The organism is Halopseudomonas sp. SMJS2 (assembly GCF_029866945.1).
In the GTDB taxonomy this organism is placed as follows: domain Bacteria; phylum Pseudomonadota; class Gammaproteobacteria; order Pseudomonadales; family Pseudomonadaceae; genus Halopseudomonas; species Halopseudomonas bauzanensis.
Window position 1 is genome coordinate 1,467,499 of the sequence record NZ_CP123445.1, and the last position, 14,813, is coordinate 1,482,311.

At 63.3% G+C, this 14,813-nt stretch carries 15 protein-coding genes; 14 read left to right on the top strand and 1 reads right to left on the bottom strand.

Going from position 1 to position 14,813, the window contains the following annotated elements; all coding sequences use genetic code 11:
• Positions 1–20: 20 nt before the first annotated feature.
• Genes cbiB through QAO71_RS06965 form a run of 7 tightly spaced genes read left to right on the top strand, consistent with a single transcriptional unit; the run spans position 21 to position 6,266 of the window.
• Entirely contained in the window at positions 21–929 is a 909-nt protein-coding gene (cbiB, locus tag QAO71_RS06935; protein ID WP_280165550.1) for an adenosylcobinamide-phosphate synthase CbiB, read from the top strand.
• A complete protein-coding gene (gene cobD / locus QAO71_RS06940) occupies positions 922–1,941 on the top strand; it encodes a threonine-phosphate decarboxylase CobD (RefSeq protein ID WP_280165551.1) in 1,020 nt (339 codons plus the stop codon). The genes cbiB and cobD overlap by 8 nt, the downstream gene beginning before the upstream one ends.
• A complete protein-coding gene (locus QAO71_RS06945) occupies positions 1,938–3,395 on the top strand; it encodes a cobyric acid synthase (RefSeq protein ID WP_280165552.1) in 1,458 nt (485 codons plus the stop codon). Before cobD ends, QAO71_RS06945 begins: the two co-directional genes overlap by 4 nt.
• Complete coding sequence (cobU, locus tag QAO71_RS06950) at positions 3,392–3,907, top strand: bifunctional adenosylcobinamide kinase/adenosylcobinamide-phosphate guanylyltransferase (protein ID WP_280165553.1); 516 nt, start codon at positions 3,392–3,394, stop codon at positions 3,905–3,907. Before QAO71_RS06945 ends, cobU begins: the two co-directional genes overlap by 4 nt.
• An 18-nt stretch (positions 3,908–3,925) precedes the next feature.
• Positions 3,926–4,984, top strand: a complete 1,059-nt coding sequence (gene cobT / locus QAO71_RS06955) for a nicotinate-nucleotide--dimethylbenzimidazole phosphoribosyltransferase (protein WP_280165554.1) — start codon at positions 3,926–3,928, stop codon at positions 4,982–4,984.
• Complete coding sequence (gene cobC, locus QAO71_RS06960; RefSeq protein ID WP_036992415.1) at positions 4,978–5,553, top strand: alpha-ribazole phosphatase family protein; 576 nt, start codon at positions 4,978–4,980, stop codon at positions 5,551–5,553. Before cobT ends, cobC begins: the two co-directional genes overlap by 7 nt.
• Positions 5,541–6,266 carry an adenosylcobinamide-GDP ribazoletransferase gene (locus QAO71_RS06965; protein ID WP_036992412.1) on the top strand — a complete coding sequence of 242 codons (726 nt, stop codon included), beginning with the start codon at positions 5,541–5,543 and terminating at the stop codon, positions 6,264–6,266. Before cobC ends, QAO71_RS06965 begins: the two co-directional genes overlap by 13 nt.
• 326 nt (positions 6,267–6,592) lie before the next feature.
• On the opposite strand, the gene QAO71_RS06970 is transcribed toward QAO71_RS06965, so the two are convergent.
• Positions 6,593–7,621 carry an AraC family transcriptional regulator gene (locus QAO71_RS06970; protein ID WP_074779953.1) on the bottom strand — a complete coding sequence of 343 codons (1,029 nt, stop codon included), beginning with the start codon at positions 7,619–7,621 and terminating at the stop codon, positions 6,593–6,595.
• Between the two features lie 157 nt (positions 7,622–7,778).
• Between QAO71_RS06970 and QAO71_RS06975 the strand changes: the two genes are divergently transcribed.
• From QAO71_RS06975 to QAO71_RS07005, 7 genes are all read left to right on the top strand, one after another.
• Complete coding sequence (locus tag QAO71_RS06975; RefSeq protein WP_074779951.1) at positions 7,779–9,809, top strand: NADPH-dependent 2,4-dienoyl-CoA reductase; 2,031 nt, start codon at positions 7,779–7,781, stop codon at positions 9,807–9,809.
• A 172-nt stretch (positions 9,810–9,981) separates the two neighbouring features.
• Positions 9,982–10,785: a hypothetical protein gene (locus QAO71_RS06980; RefSeq protein WP_143063064.1), complete on the top strand. Its 804-nt coding sequence runs from the start codon at positions 9,982–9,984 to the stop codon at positions 10,783–10,785.
• Between the two features lie 194 nt (positions 10,786–10,979).
• Entirely contained in the window at positions 10,980–11,864 is an 885-nt protein-coding gene (locus QAO71_RS06985; protein ID WP_036992406.1) for an NAD(+) kinase, read from the top strand.
• A 2-nt stretch (positions 11,865–11,866) separates the two neighbouring features.
• On the top strand, positions 11,867–12,823 hold the full coding sequence (locus QAO71_RS06990) for a metallophosphoesterase (protein WP_280165555.1): 957 nt from the start codon (positions 11,867–11,869) through the stop codon (positions 12,821–12,823).
• The gene (locus QAO71_RS06995) at positions 12,820–13,662 is read left to right on the top strand and encodes a rhomboid family intramembrane serine protease (RefSeq protein ID WP_074779945.1); all 843 of its coding nucleotides are present in this window, start codon (positions 12,820–12,822) and stop codon (positions 13,660–13,662) included. The genes QAO71_RS06990 and QAO71_RS06995 overlap by 4 nt, the downstream gene beginning before the upstream one ends.
• Before the next feature lie 43 nt (positions 13,663–13,705).
• A complete protein-coding gene (locus QAO71_RS07000) occupies positions 13,706–13,978 on the top strand; it encodes a DUF1315 family protein (RefSeq protein WP_036992404.1) in 273 nt (90 codons plus the stop codon).
• Complete coding sequence (locus tag QAO71_RS07005) at positions 13,978–14,811, top strand: DUF2797 domain-containing protein (RefSeq protein ID WP_074779943.1); 834 nt, start codon at positions 13,978–13,980, stop codon at positions 14,809–14,811. Before QAO71_RS07000 ends, QAO71_RS07005 begins: the two co-directional genes overlap by 1 nt.
• Positions 14,812–14,813: the final 2 nt, after the last annotated feature.

A 14,813-nucleotide genomic window follows, 5' to 3' on the forward strand; every position in this document is an offset into this window, starting at 1 on the left:
CAGCAGTGCCATAGGCCGCGATGGTGACAGGACTGTTGATGGCGCTGGCGGTGCTGCTGGATCGGTTGCTGGGTGAGCCGCGACGAGCGCATCCGCTGATGGCCTTCGGGCGAATAGCTGATGCGCTCGAGCGGGAGATGAACCGTGGCGAGCGGCGTCAATGGCGCGGGCTGCTCGCCTGGCTGCTGATGGTAGCGCCGCTGACGCTGTTGGCCTGGGCGTTGGCCAGCCTGCCGCAGATTGGCTGGCTGTTCTCGGTGCTGCTGCTGTATCTGGCCATCGGTCTGCGCAGTCTCGGCGAGCATGCCCAGCCCGTGGCCCAGGCATTGCGGGTAGGCGATCTGCCGCAGGCGCGCCATCGGGTGAGCTATATGGTCAGCCGGCAGACGGCCGAGCTGGATGCCACTGCTGTCGCTGCTGCCACCACCGAATCGGTACTGGAGAATGGCAGCGATGCGGTATTCGCCGCGCTGTTCTGGTTCGCGGTACTGGGCGCACCGGGCGTGGTGCTGTATCGCCTGGCCAATACCCTGGATGCCATGTGGGGGTACCGCAATGACCGCTTCCAGCGATTTGGCTGGGCCGCGGCGCGGCTCGATGACCTGCTCAACTGGCTGCCGGCCCGGCTGGTGGCCTTGACCTATGCGCTCTTGGGCAACACGCGCCAGGCCTGGTCCTGCTGGCGTCGGCAGGCGCCGCAGTGGGATAGCCCAAACGCCGGTCCGGTCATGGCGGCTGGGGCGGGCGCACTGAACGTGCGGTTGGGCGGGGCGGCGATCTATCACGGCGAGCTGCATGAGCGTCCGCTGTTGGGCGCCGGTTGGCCAGCAGTCGCAGACGATATTGACCGGGCACTGCGCCTGGTGCGAGGGGGCGTCTGGTTGTGGCTGGTGGTGGCCTTGGCCTTCGGGGCGGTGTGGCATGCTTGAGCACGGCGGCCGTTTGCTGGAAGCCGCCACCCGGTTCGGCATTCCGCCGCAGCAGTGGCTGGACCTGTCAACCGGGCTGGCTCCCTGGCCGTGGCCGCTGCCCGCCATTCCGGCCAGCGCCTGGATGCGCCTGCCCGAGCCGGATGATGGCTTGGAAGCTGCCGCCAGTGATTGCTACGGTGCATCGGCGGTACTGCCGGTAGCCGGCTCCCAGGCCGCGATCCAGGCCTTGCCCCGGCTGCGGGCACCCTGTCGGGTAGCGATCATCGGTCCCTGTTATGCCGAGCACCAGCATGCCTGGCAGAGCCAGGGTCATCAGGTGCAGTCGCTGACTGCGCAGCAGTTGTCTGTGCTGCTGGAAGATTACCCGGCCGCGCCGACATTCAATGTGGTGGTGCTGGTCAACCCGGACAACCCTACCGGCCGCGTGCTGGACCGGTCCACGCTGCTCGACTGGCACGCCCGGCTGGCAGCAAGGGGAGGCTGGTTGGTGGTTGACGAAGCCTTTGCCGATGCGCAACCCACCTGCAGCCTGGCGGATTGTGCCGACAGGGCGGGGTTGATCGTGTTGCGTTCGGTGGGAAAGTTCTTTGGCCTGGCGGGAATCCGCCTTGGCTTTGTGCTGGCTGAGCCGTCACTGTTGTCCGCGCTAGGGGCGTTGTTAGGGCCTTGGGCTGTAAGCGGGCCCGCGCGGGCTGTGGGACGTTCGGTCCTGGCGGATCATTCACTGCAGCAGGCCTGGCGGCTGCGCTTGCAGGATGACGCGGTGCGCTTGCAGGAACTGTTGACCCGCTGCGGATTGCCCCCGACGGGGGGCTGCGAGTTGTTCCAGTGGGTGACCGATGCCGATGTGGCCGGGGTGTACCGACAGATGGCCGAGCGCGGCATACTGCTGCGCTGGTATCGGCAGCCTGCCGGGCTGCGCATCGGCCTGCCCGCCAATGCAGCGCAATGGCAGCGGCTGGAGCAGGCATTCAATGAAGTGATGCGAATGGGGAGCAGCAGAGCATGAGCACCTTGATGATTCAGGGCACCACCTCCGATGCCGGCAAAAGCACGCTGGTCACCGCATTGTGCCGCTGGTTGCGGCGCCGGGGCGTACGGGTCGCCCCCTTCAAGCCGCAGAACATGGCCCTGAATGCAGCGGTGACCGTTGACGGTGGTGAGATCGGTCGCGCCCAGGCGGTGCAGGCAGCAGCCGCTGGTCTCGAGCCACATACCGACATGAACCCGGTGCTGCTTAAACCCAACACCGATACCGGTTCGCAGGTAATCATCCATGGTCACCCCGTAGGCAATATGAATGCCGTCGCCTACCACGCCTACAAGCCGACCGCTATGCAGGCGGTAATGACCTCCCACACGCGTTTGAGTCGCGACTTTCAGGTGGTGATGGTAGAGGGCGCCGGCTCGCCGGCGGAAATCAACCTGCGCCAGGGCGATATCGCCAACATGGGTTTTGCCGAGGCGGTGGATTGCCCGGTGCTGCTGATCGCCGATATTGACCGCGGCGGCGTATTTGCCCATCTGGTGGGCACTCTGGAACTGCTGTCTGCCAGCGAGCGGGCGCGGGTCAAGGGGTTCGTCATCAACCGCTTTCGTGGGGACCTGGCCTTGCTGCAGCCGGGACTGGACTGGCTGGAGCAGCGCACCGGCGTACCGGTGCTGGGTGTGCTGCCCTATTTGCATGACCTGCATCTGGAGGCGGAGGATGGCCTGGATTCGCGCCAGGTGGATAGCGCAGCGGAGCAATTGCGGGTAGTGATACCGGTGCTGCCACGCATCAGCAACCACACCGATTTCGATCCGCTGCGCCTGCATCCGCAAGTCGATCTGCGTTTCGCTGCGCCGGGCCAGCCATTGCCGCCGGCGGATCTGATTATCCTGCCTGGCTCGAAAAGCGTACGCGCCGATCTGGCATACGTGCGTGCCCAGGGCTGGGATGCGACAATCCATCGGCATCTGCGCTATGGCGGCAAGCTGCTGGGCATCTGTGGTGGCTTGCAGATGCTCGGTCGGGAGATCAGTGATCCGCTCGGGCTGGAAGGGCCGGCTGGGCGCAGTGACGGGCTGGGCTTGCTGGATTTTGCGACCCGGCTGACCAATGAAAAACGCCTGACCCGGGTCGAGGGCCAACTGCTGGCAAGCGGGGCGCGGGTGCGGGGCTATGAGATTCATGCTGGGGTCAGTACTGGGCCGGCCTTGGACGCGCCGTTGATCCGGCTGGATGATGGTAGTCTGGAGGGCGTGCTGAGTGCCGATGGGCAGATCGCCGGGACTTACCTGCATGGTTTGTTCGAAGCGCCGGAAGCGAGCGCTGCACTGCTTGGCTGGGCGGGCATGACCGGCGTCCGCGAGCTGGATTATGTGGCGCTGCGCGAACGGGATATCGACCGTCTTGCCGACCTGATCAATGCGCACCTTGATACTGATAAATTACTTGCGCTGTGTGGGATAACTAATTGATTGAATTGATACTTGGTGGTGCCAGATCCGGCAAGAGTAGACTGGCTGAGCAACTGGCCCAGGACGCCGGCCTGGCGGTGACCTACATCGCTACCAGCCAGCCGCTGGACGATGAGATGCGCCTGCGCATCGCCCACCATCGCGCACGACGGCCAGCCGACTGGCAACTGATCGAGGAACCCCTGGCCCTGGCCAGGGTGCTGGGAGAGCAGGCCGCTGCGGACCGTTGTCTGCTGGTGGACTGCCTGACCTTGTGGCTGACCAACCTGCTGCTGCACGAAGATGCACAGTGCCTGGAGCGGGAGCGGCAGGCGCTGCTGGACGTACTTGATGATCTGCCGGGGCGTATCATTCTGGTCAGCAACGAAACCGGCCTTGGCGTGGTGCCCATGGGCGAGCTGAGCCGCCGTTATGTGGATGAGGCCGGCTGGCTGCACCAGGCCCTGGCCAGTCGCAGTGACCGGGTGCAGTTCTGCGTGGCTGGGCTGCCGATGCTGCTCAAGGGAGCCTAGAAATTGAACGAGGACTACATGACAGAGTGGTGGCAGGACGCAGTGGCGCAGGCCGACCGCCTGGCGCTGGAGCAGGCGCAGCAGCGCCAGACACAACTGACCAAACCGCAGGGCGCCCTCGGCCGCCTGGAGCAGTTGGCCATTCGCCTGGCCGGTTGGCAGGGTAATGCTCGCCCGCAGCTGGAGCGGGTGTGGATCAGCGTGTTTGCCGGCGATCATGGCGTAGCGGTGGAAGGCGTATCGACGGTGCCGCAGGCGGTGACCGGCCAGATGTTGCGCAATTTCGCCAACGGTGGCGCGGCGATCAATGTCATGGCCCGGCAACTCGGCGCCACCCTGGATCTGCGGGACCTGGGGTTGGCCGTACCTCTGGATCCCTTGCCCGGCGTGCATCATCTGAATCTGGCACCCGGCAGTGCCAACCTGCTGCGGGAGCCGGCAATGACCGGTGCGCTATGCCGGCAGGCGTTGCTTGCCGGGCGCCAGGCGGTGCTTGACGCGGCCGGGCAGGGCGCACAACTGTTCATCGCCGGGGAAATGGGTATCGGCAACACCACCCCGGCCTGCGCCATGGCCAGCCTGCTGCTGGATCAACCGGTCGCGCTGCTGGTTGGCCCCGGCACCGGTCTGGATGCCGAAGGGCTCCGGCACAAGACGGCGGTCATCGAGCAAGCCGTGGGTCTGCATGGGCCGCAATGTCATACCGCGCTGGATGTGCTGGAGCGGCTTGGCGGCCTGGAAATCGCTGCCATTGCCGGCGCTTACCTGGCCGCCGCCCAGCAGGGCATTCCCATGCTGGTGGACGGTTATATCTGTTCCACCGCGGCGCTATGCGCGACCCGTCTCAATCCGGCGTGCCGCGACTGGATGCTGTTTGGCCATCGCAGTGCAGAGCCGGGGCACGCCGCTGTGCTGGCGGCGCTGCAGGCGGAACCCCTGCTGGACCTGGGTATGCGGCTGGGCGAAGGCACCGGTGCGGCGGCCAGCGTGCCGCTGCTGCGCATGGCCTGCGCCCTGCACAGTGACATGGCTACCTTTGCGGAGGCGGCGGTGGCTGCGGAGCCTGCGGCATGCTGACCCTGGACCTGCTGCGCCATGGTGAGACCGAGCTTGGCGGCGGCTTTCGCGGCAGCCTGGACGACTTGCTGACGCCGGTTGGCTGGCAACAGATGCGGGATGCCACGGCGCAGCCGGCACCCTGGGATGCAATCATCAGCTCACCACTGCGTCGCTGCGCCGACTTTGCCTTCGAGCTGGCGCAGCAATGCCGCGCGCCGCTGGTGTTGCTGGAGGACTTGCGCGAGCTGCACTTCGGCGACTGGGAGGGGCGCCACGCCAGTGAGCTGATGGTCGAACATGCCGACGATCTGGGGCGCTTCTGGACCGATCCCTATCAGTTCACCCCGCCGGGAGGCGAACAACTGGCAAGTTTCGAGCAGCGGGTATTGAACGCTATCGGCGAGCTGTATCAGCGTCGCGCCGGGGAGCATCTGCTGCTGGTGACCCACGGTGGAGTGATGCGCCTGCTGGCAGCCAGGGCCCGCGGTCTGGCGCGGGAAGGGTTGTTGCAGGTCGAGGTCGGACATGGCCAGCGGTTACGCCTGCAGGTCAGAGAAGCCGGGGAACTGCACGAATGCCCTTGCTGATTGCGCTGCAGTTCCTGACCCGGCTACCGGTTCGCTTGCCGCGCATGCCCACGGCTGAGGAAAGCGGTCGCTCGCTGCTCTGGTATCCATGGGTGGGACTGCTGATCGGGGCGGTGCTGCTGCTGGGCCACGGGCTGTTGAACGGTGTGTCGACGGGGCTGCAGGCGGCGCTGCTGCTGACCCTTTGGGTCTGGCTCAGCGGCGGGCTGCACCTGGATGGCCTGGCCGATACGGCCGACGCCTGGGTCGGCGGCTATGGTGATCGCGAGCGCACCCTGGCCATCATGAAGGACCCGACCTGTGGCCCCATTGGCGTGATCAGCCTGGTGCTGGTATTGTTGCTCAAGCTCACCGCGCTGGTGGCGCTACTGGAAGACGGGCACTGGGGCGTGCTGTTGCTGGCGCCCTGGTTGGGGCGCTGGATATTGCCATTGCTGCTGTTCAGCACGCCCTATGCGCGCGCGGGTGGGCTGGGTGACGTGCTGGCGCGGCATATGCCGCGCCAGAGCCTGCCGCTGATGCTCGGTGTACACGCCCTGGCGATGCTGCTGTTCGGCTGGCCGGGACTGCTGGCGCTGGCAGTGGCGCTGCTGGTATTGCTGGTGGTGCGTCATTATCTGTGTGAACGTCTTGGTGGCACCACCGGCGATACCGCCGGTGCTCTGGTCGAGCTGGTGGAAACCGCGGTGCTGGTGAGTTGCGCCGTACTCTGAACTTTTTCCGGCAGCGTTCATCTGACTGTAATGCAGGGGCCATAAGGTGATTATGTGATTTCACCCCCTGCAACAGGGAAACGGAGGAATAACAAGATGAACGAATATGAAGAAGAACTGCTGGAACAACGTGCGCAGGATTGGGACCACGACGTGGAAGACGCCGAGGAAATGTAGGCAGCCTGAGCGCAAACTGTGGGAGCGGCCTTGGCCGCGAAGGCTTGTTATCAGCTGCAAGCATTTCACCAAGCGGCATCCCCTTCGCGGGAAAGCCCCGCTCCCACAAAACCCGCTCAAGACCCAGTACTACTCAACCCAGTCCCGGCTTAATTACTCTGCCTGATCACCACATCCCGGCTTTGCCGGCGATACTGTCCCGGGGCCACACCGGTCCAACGCTTGAACGCCCGCTGGAATGCCGCGGGTGATGAAAACCCCAACAGGAATGACACTTCTCCCAGTGCTGTTTCCGTATCACGGATATAGCTGAGCGCCAGATCCCGTCTGATGTCATCGATGATGTCCTGAAACCGCGTATTGTCCTCGATCCGTAGCCGGCGGCGTAATGTCCAGCCGGGCAGCCCAAGCAGCCCAGCCACTTCATCCAGGGTGGGCAGGCGACTGTGCAGCTGCGGCGATACTATTTCTTCTACTCGTTCCCGCAAGCGGCGGTGCCGCGTCAGCTCCCGCAGCTGCTGATCGCATAGTGTCAGTAACTGTTCATGGGTCGTCGCTGCATGTTGCACCGGCTGCAGTTCCAGGCTGGCCGGCTCCCACAGCAACTGGTTGTGATGCTGTTCGAACAGCACCGGGCAGCCGAACAGCGCCTCGTACCGCTCGGCGTAGTCCGGGGCGGGAAACTCTATATGCACTTCGCGCAGCCGGGCGGCGCCGGCGGTCAGTTGCCGCGCCAGTTGCAGACGTGAGGCCAGCGCCGAGTCCACCACGAACAGGTTGAAGGCGTTATAGGGACTGATCGAATAAAAGCGCGTGGCCGGCGGCTGGAAGCTTGAATGCCCTCGGTAGTTCTGGCTGACCAGTCGCTCGAAACGAACCAGGATATCGAATGCCTGGCCCAGCGTCGGTGCGCATTGGGCGGTAACCCCCGGCAGGCCGAGGTGGCTGGGTTGACTGTGCAAGCCCATCAGCAGGCCGAAATCGGCCCGGCCGCTGAGAGCGATGGCGGCATGCCCCAGGCGCATGAACCGGGGAATGCTGATCCGCACACCAGCCTGAGCCAGCTGCGCTGGGCCGATGCGGTAGCGTTGCAGCAGTGGTTCGGGATCATGCCCGAGACTGCGCAGGGCAGCCTGCAGGCTGTACAGATATCCGACCGAGAGATCACCAAGTTTCATGGCTGTGTCATTTTGCAAGAAAGAGCAGAATGTAACCCAGGGTTATGAAAATGTCATTTGAGGTGATTGAGCGCTAGCGACACCCGGCCTATTGTCAGCGCCATACCAAAGCCGGACGACGAACCGGCAGCCTGATGATGATCTTTGGAGCACGAGCATGACCGCACAGACTCTTTATCCCCATATGCTGGCCCCGCTGGACCTGGGCTTTACTACCTTGCGCAACCGGGTACTGATGGGCTCCATGCACACTGGACTGGAAGAGCGCCCCCAGGGCTTCGAGCGCATGGCGGCCTTCTTCGCCGAGCGAGCCCGCGGCGGTGTTGGGTTGATCGTCACCGGCGGCTTCGGCCCCAACACCGAAGGCAGTGTCGGCAAGGGCGCAGCCAAGCTGACCACGCCCGAGGAAGCCGAGCAGCACAAGGTGGTGACCCAGGCGGTACACGAGGCGGGCGGCAAGATCTGCTTGCAGATTCTGCACGCCGGGCGTTACGCCTTTACCCCGGAGCAGGTCTCGGCCAGTGCGGTGCGTTCCCCGATCAACCCCTTCACCCCGCAGGAGCTGGATGAGGCGGGCATCGAGAAGCAGATCAGCGATTTCGTCAACTGCGCTGCGCTGGCGCAGGTTGCCGGTTATGACGGCGTGGAGATCATGGGCTCGGAAGGCTACTTCATCAACCAGTTCCTGGTGGAGCGGGTCAATCAGCGTACCGACCGCTGGGGCGGCAGCTACGAGAACCGCATGCGCCTGCCGCTGGAAATCGTCCGCCGGGTGAGGGAAGCGGTTGGTCCCGAATTCATCATCATCTATCGGCTGTCGATGCTGGATCTGGTCGAGGACGGCAGCAGCTGGGATGAGGTGGTGTTGCTGGCGAAGGAAATCGAGAAGGCCGGTGCGACCATCATCAATACCGGTATCGGCTGGCACGAGGCGCGTATCCCAACCATTGCCACCAAGGTGCCGCGCGCGGCCTTCACCAAGGTCACCGCACGGCTCAAGGGTGAGGTGTCCATTCCGCTGATCACCACCAACCGCATCAACACGCCGGAAGTAGCCGAGCAGGTGCTGGCTGAGGGTGATGCCGATATGGTGTCCATGGCCCGGCCGTTCCTGGCTGATCCGGAGTTCATCAGCAAGGCGGCGGCTGGCCGCGCTGACGAAATCAATACCTGCATCGGCTGCAATCAGGCTTGCCTGGATCACACCTTCAGCGGTCGCTTGACCAGCTGTCTGGTCAATCCGCGCGCCTGCTACGAGACCGAGCTGAACTACATCCCGGTGCACACCGGCAAGCGGATTGCTGTGGTCGGTGCCGGCCCGGCAGGTCTGGCTGCGGCCACCGTGGCGGCTGAGCGTGGTCACGCGGTGACGCTGTTCGACGCAGCGGCGGAAATCGGCGGGCAGTTCAACGTCGCCAAGCTGATCCCGGGCAAGGAAGAGTTCTACGAAACCCTGCGCTATTTTGCCAAGCGTATCGAGATCACCGGCGTGCAGCTGAAGCTCAATACCCGGGTTGAGGCAGCTGATCTGGCGGATTTCGACGAGGTGATCCTGGCTACCGGTATCGTGCCGCGCACTCCGGCTATCCCCGGTGTCGACCATCCCAAGGTCATCAGTTATCTGGACGCCATCCTGCAACGCGAACCGGTGGGGCAGAAGGTAGCGGTGATCGGTGCTGGAGGTATCGGTTTCGACGTATCCGAGTTCATCTGCCACGCTGGCGAGAGCGTCAGTACCAATACCGGGCTGTTCTGGAAGGAATGGGGCATCGATCCTGAACTTCAGGCTCGCGGCGGTATCGCCGGCGTCCAGCCGCAGCCGCATCCGCCGGCCCGTGAGGTGTACTTGCTGCAGCGCAAGGCCAGCAAGGTCGGCGCCGGGCTGGGTAAGACCACCGGCTGGATCCACCGTGCCGGGTTGGCCAGCAAGCAGGTGACCATGCTCAATGGCGTTGAATATCTGCAGATTGATGATCAGGGCCTGCATATCCGCCGGGGTGATGAAACCAGCGTGCTGCCAGTCGATACCATCATTCTCTGCGCCGGCCAGGAGCCGCTGCGTGAATTGCAGGCCGGGCTGGAGGCCAGCGGCAAGTCGGTACACCTGATCGGCGGGGCGGACGTGGCCAGTGAACTGGATGCCAAGCGCGCCATCGACCAGGGATCGCGTCTGGCGGCGGAGCTGTAACTGCCAAGTTCGTCACAAGCCGGAAATCAACGTTTCCCCGAGTGGTTCGGGACGGATGCAATCGTCCCGAAAAAAAGGCAAAGTTGGGAGTTGAAAATAACCCCAAAGGGACAGACCGATGAACGCAAGTGATGTGGGCAGAATACAGAAGCCGTTGCTGACTGAAGCGGTAATGTTTTTTTCTGAACATGGCATCTCGCGGGAAATGCTGTTTCCTGAGTTTGAAGCACTGCTCGATGGGCTGGTCGCTGCACCTGAGTGTGCCGATGAGACCGTCGAGGCGGTGTTTTTGCAGATCAACCATCGCTTGCATGTCCGCGCAGCCGTGTTTTTTACCCTCGACTTCGACCTGGATGGCCAGGTCAACCGGCTGTGGAACATGCCGCTGCGGCACCTGGCGGAGAAGGCTGGGCGAGGGCCGGATATGGGCGGCGGCCCCATTCGGCTGGCCTGTCTCGGCTTCTGCAGCACCAACGCATACCGTGCCGGCATGTGGAAGCCGCGTCAACGCAGCGGCAAGGCCGATCTCAGCCTGATCAAGCAGGCGGTAACCCGTAATGCCCTGGGCATCCTCGGCGAGGACGAAGAGGCTCGGGCGGTGCTGGCCACGGATAATCTGCAGGTCGCCGCCGAGGATACCTGGTACGGCGGCACTCCGGTGCCGGTCGCGGATCACGCTACTGCACCCGACGGGGACCTGGCTGCTGAGCTGGCAGCGCTTAAACAGGCCCACGCAGGCGAGGCGGCTGAGTACCTGCGCCAGATTACCGAGCTGAGCAGTCGTCTCAGCGTGCAGGAACAGGTTCATCGTCAGCAGTTGGAAAACCAGCGTATCCAGCATGCCGAACAATTGGCGGTCGCCCAGGGCGAGCTGCTGGACATCAAACACGAGCTGGCTGAACAACAGAAGGCCAATGCCGCGTTGCGTCGTGAAGTGAGCCGATTGCAGAATCGGACAGCGGCCGATACTCAATAAACCGAGGAAGCGCCAGCTACTGCGCTCGGCCTGACCTTGCTCGCTACGTTATTCAAAGGCTCTGTATTTGCCAGAATCCTGCTGGCTGCGGATAATTGAGCCATTCTCCGTGCTTCAAGAAGCCGGCACAGAAGCATTCAGAGCTTCTTGAAACCCTGGTGCGGAATTTCTCAGCCAAACATAGCGAGTGGTGTATGGAGCATTTCCGCAATATCGGATTGATCGGACGTCTGGGCAGCGGTCAGGTCGTGGATACCGTGCGACGCCTCAAGCGTTTCCTGCTGGATAAAGGACATACCGTGATTCTCGAAGATGCCGTGGCGGATCTGCTGCCGGGGCATCAGTTGCAGGTCTGCACCCGGATGATGATGGGCGAGATCTGTGACCTGGTAATCGTCGTCGGCGGTGATGGCAGCCTGCTGGGTGCGGCGCGGGCACTGTGCCGCTTTGATGTGCCGGTGTTGGGCGTCAACCGTGGTGGGCTGGGCTTTCTTACCGATATCTCTCCAGACGAACTGGAGGAGCGGGTCGGTGATGTGCTGACGGGCAAGTATCTGGTCGAATCACGATTTCTGCTTGATGCTTTCGTCTGCCGGGATGACGAACACCTGGGCAGCAGCGAAGCGCTCAATGACGTGGTGCTGCACCCGGGCAAGTCGGCGCGGATGATTGAGTTCGAGCTGCATGTGGATGGCCAGTTCGTCTACAGCCAGAAGTCCGACGGACTGATCGTGGCCACGCCCACGGGCTCCACCGCCTATTCACTCTCCGCCGGCGGGCCGATCATGCATCCCAAGCTGGATGCCGTGGTGTTGGTACCGATGTTTCCGCATACCCTGTCCAGCCGCCCGATCGTCGTTGACGGCAACAGCGAACTGCGGGTGCGGATTTCCAAGCAGAATGGTATCTATCCCCAAGTCAGTTGCGACGGGCAGGTGCATATTGCCTGTGCGCCGGGTGACACCCTGATTATCCGCAAGAAGCCGCAGAAGCTGCGATTGATTCACCCACTGGATCACAACTTCTATTCCATCTGTCGCAGCAAATTGGGCTGGAGCAGCCGCCTGACGGAGCGATGAGCATGGCGGTAGAGCATAGGCAGGGCTACGACATCATTGGCGATGTGCATGGTTGCGCGAACACATTGGAAGCGCTGCTGGAACAGATGGGCTATGCGCGAGTCAGTGGTATCTGGCGACACCCGCAGCGCCAGGCACTGTTTCTCGGTGACATCATCGACCGGGGGCCGCGTATCCGCGAAGCGCTGCATCTGGTGCGCGACATGGTGGAAGCGGGCGCGGCCCGTTGCATCATGGGTAACCACGAATTCAATGCCCTGGGTTGGGTGACGCCGGCATCAGCCGGTAGCGGCCGGCGATATGTGCGCGAGCATACCGACCGCAACCGCCGCCAGATCCAGGCCACGCTGGACCAGTTTGCCAACCGGCAGGCTGAATGGGATGACTTCATCGACTGGTTCTGGACCCTGCCGCTGTACCTGGATATGGGCCAGTTCCGCCTGGTGCATGCCTGTTGGGATGACGAACTGATCAGATCATTCACCGCGCAATATCCCGACGCCTGTCCGGATATCGAGTTCGTGCAGGCATCGGTTGAACGCGATGGCTTTGCCGATCAGGTATTCGATCGCCTGCTGCGTGGTACCGGCATGCCGCTGCCCCATGGCCTGACCATGACCGGACGCGATGGCGTCACCCGGGCCATGTTCCGCACCAAGTTCTGGGAAGAAGCGCCGCAGACCTACGGTGATATCGTGTTCCAGCCCGACGGCCTGCCCGAGCATATCGCCATCCGCCCGCTGACCGACCGGCAGAAGGCGGAGCTGCTGATCTACGGTGCTGATGAACCGCCGCTGTTCGTCGGCCACTACTGGCAGGAGGGCGAACCGCGTGCCATCCGGGCGAACCTGGCGTGCCTGGACTACAGCGCGGTCAAGTTCGGCAAGCTGGCCGCTTACCGTTGGAGCGGCGAGACGGAGCTGCTGCGTGACCATTTCGTCTGGGTGGATGTGAGATGAGCATGTATCGTGCCTTGCAGTGCCGGCTGGATGAGGACCTGAGCAGCCTGACCCATTTTCTCCGGGCGCGGGGGGTGGCGCACCGGATCACTGAAGAGCGGGGCCAGCAGGTGATCTGGACCCGCAACGAGGCGGATGCGGCCATTGTTCGCGGGCTGTATACCCAGGGCGTGCCGGAGCCGGTCGCCGATTCGACACCCGCCGCGCCACGCCGACCGCCGCGGCTGGCCTGGCAGCGGATGGCGCGGCTGATCCCGGTCACTCTGCTGGTGCTTCTGGTCACTGCGGTGGTGGCGCTGATCACCGGGCTGGGGAGTAACATCCAGACCGTTGTCCTGTTCACCTTTACGCCGGTTACGCCTGCCGGCTACATCGCTGCGGCACCGGATATGGATCAATGGTGGCGGCTGGTGGCACCGATGTTCCTGCATTTTGGCTGGCTGCACCTGGCGTTCAATGCCCTTTGGTACTGGGAGCTGGGCCGGCGTATCGAATTGCGCTCCGGCGGCTGGTGGCTGCTCGGCCTGACGCTGTTATTCGCAGTGATCTCCAATACCGCGCAATGGTTGTTCGGCGGGCCGGCGCTCTTTGGCGGCTTGTCGGGGGTACTCTACGGCCTGCTGGGCTATTGCTGGCTGTATCAGACGCTGGCGCCAAACGTGCATTTCGATCTGCCCCGGGGCGTGGTGGTGATGATGCTCGGCTGGCTGGTGCTGTGCCTGTCCGGTGTGGTGACCATGCTCGGTTTCGGCGCCATTGCCAATGCGGCCCATGTCGGCGGGCTGGTCATCGGCTCCCTGTGCGGCGCGATCGCCGGCGGCCTGCAGCGCATGCGCTGACAAGGTACAATGCCCGGCTAATGAACCATGCTCCGGAGAACCCATGAATACCTTTATCGACATGTTGCGCAATATCTCTCCCGAGGTGTACGAGAGCCTCAAGCAGGCCATCGAATTGGGCAAGTGGTCCGACGGCCGCAAGCTGACCCAGGAGCAGAAGGAATTGTGCCTGCAGGCGATCATTGCCTGGGAAATGGACAATCTGCCGGAAGAAGAGCGCACCGGTTATATCGGCCAGACCTGCAAGAACCAGGCGAAGGCGCCGTCCAATCTTGACGAATCCCTGTTTACCCCCGCCAAGGGCACCCTGCACTGATGTCGTTCGTCAGTGGTGAGGGCAGCATCCGCAAGCTGCTTGGGGCTCTGGGTGAACCCGTCGATTACAGCCTGCCCCTGGGCGAGCAACAGGTACCATTGAATCAGCTGCTCGGCCGCACGATACGGTTGCAGGCACTGGGTGAAATCCATTGCATGCACTGCGGCCGGCGAACCAAGAAAAGCTACAGCCAGGGCTACTGTTACCCCTGCATGACCAAGCTGGCACGCTGTGACGTCTGCATCATGAGCCCGGAACGCTGCCACTACGAGTTGAACACCTGCCGCGAGCCGGCCTGGGGTGAGCAGTTCTGCATGACCGACCATATCGTCTATCTGGCCAACTCCTCGGGGTTGAAGGTCGGCATTACCCGCGCCACCCAGATCCCGACCCGCTGGATTGATCAGGGCGCCAGCCAGGCATTGCCGATCCTGCGAGTGGCGACCCGGCAGCAATCCGGGCTGGTGGAAGACCTGTTGCGCGAGCAGGTGGCCGACAAGACCAACTGGCGGGCGCTGCTGCGCGGCGAGCCGGAACCGCTTGATCTGATCGCCGAACGTGATCGCTTGCTGGCGGGCGCCCGTGAGGGGGTTGAGGCGTTGCAGGCCCGCTTCGGTCTGCAGGCCATCCAGCCGTTGCCTGATGCCCAGGTGCAGGACATCCGCTATCCGGTGCTGGAGTACAGTGCCAAGCCGCAATCGGCCAACCTGGACAAGGAGCCGGTATTGGAAGGCACCTTGCTTGGCATCAAGGGTCAATATCTGTTGCTGGATACCGCGGTCATCAATATTCGCAAATACACTGCCTACTCTATGGCTTTCAGTGTGTCCTGAGG

Excerpts from the sequence above, each read along its gene's own strand:
- QAO71_RS07005 (WP_074779943.1), top strand. The coding sequence starts at position 13,978 with ATGTCGTTCGTCAGTGGTGAGGGCAGCATCCGCAAGCTGCTTGGGGCT.
- QAO71_RS06980 (WP_143063064.1), top strand. The coding sequence starts at position 9,982 with ATGTTTTTTTCTGAACATGGCATCTCGCGGGAAATGCTGTTTCCTGAG.
- cobT (WP_280165554.1), top strand. The coding sequence starts at position 3,926 with ATGACAGAGTGGTGGCAGGACGCAGTGGCGCAGGCCGACCGCCTGGCG.
- QAO71_RS06995 (WP_074779945.1), top strand. The coding sequence starts at position 12,820 with ATGAGCATGTATCGTGCCTTGCAGTGCCGGCTGGATGAGGACCTGAGC.
- QAO71_RS07000 (WP_036992404.1), top strand. The coding sequence starts at position 13,706 with ATGAATACCTTTATCGACATGTTGCGCAATATCTCTCCCGAGGTGTAC.
- QAO71_RS06970 (WP_074779953.1), bottom strand. The coding sequence starts at position 7,621 with ATGAAACTTGGTGATCTCTCGGTCGGATATCTGTACAGCCTGCAGGCT.
- QAO71_RS06990 (WP_280165555.1), top strand. The coding sequence starts at position 11,867 with ATGGCGGTAGAGCATAGGCAGGGCTACGACATCATTGGCGATGTGCAT.
- QAO71_RS06945 (WP_280165552.1), top strand. The coding sequence starts at position 1,938 with ATGAGCACCTTGATGATTCAGGGCACCACCTCCGATGCCGGCAAAAGC.
- cobD (WP_280165551.1), top strand. The coding sequence starts at position 922 with ATGCTTGAGCACGGCGGCCGTTTGCTGGAAGCCGCCACCCGGTTCGGC.
- QAO71_RS06975 (WP_074779951.1), top strand. The coding sequence starts at position 7,779 with ATGACCGCACAGACTCTTTATCCCCATATGCTGGCCCCGCTGGACCTG.
- QAO71_RS06965 (WP_036992412.1), top strand. The coding sequence starts at position 5,541 with ATGCCCTTGCTGATTGCGCTGCAGTTCCTGACCCGGCTACCGGTTCGC.
- QAO71_RS06985 (WP_036992406.1), top strand. The coding sequence starts at position 10,980 with ATGGAGCATTTCCGCAATATCGGATTGATCGGACGTCTGGGCAGCGGT.
- cobC (WP_036992415.1), top strand. The coding sequence starts at position 4,978 with ATGCTGACCCTGGACCTGCTGCGCCATGGTGAGACCGAGCTTGGCGGC.
- cbiB (WP_280165550.1), top strand. The coding sequence starts at position 21 with ATGGTGACAGGACTGTTGATGGCGCTGGCGGTGCTGCTGGATCGGTTG.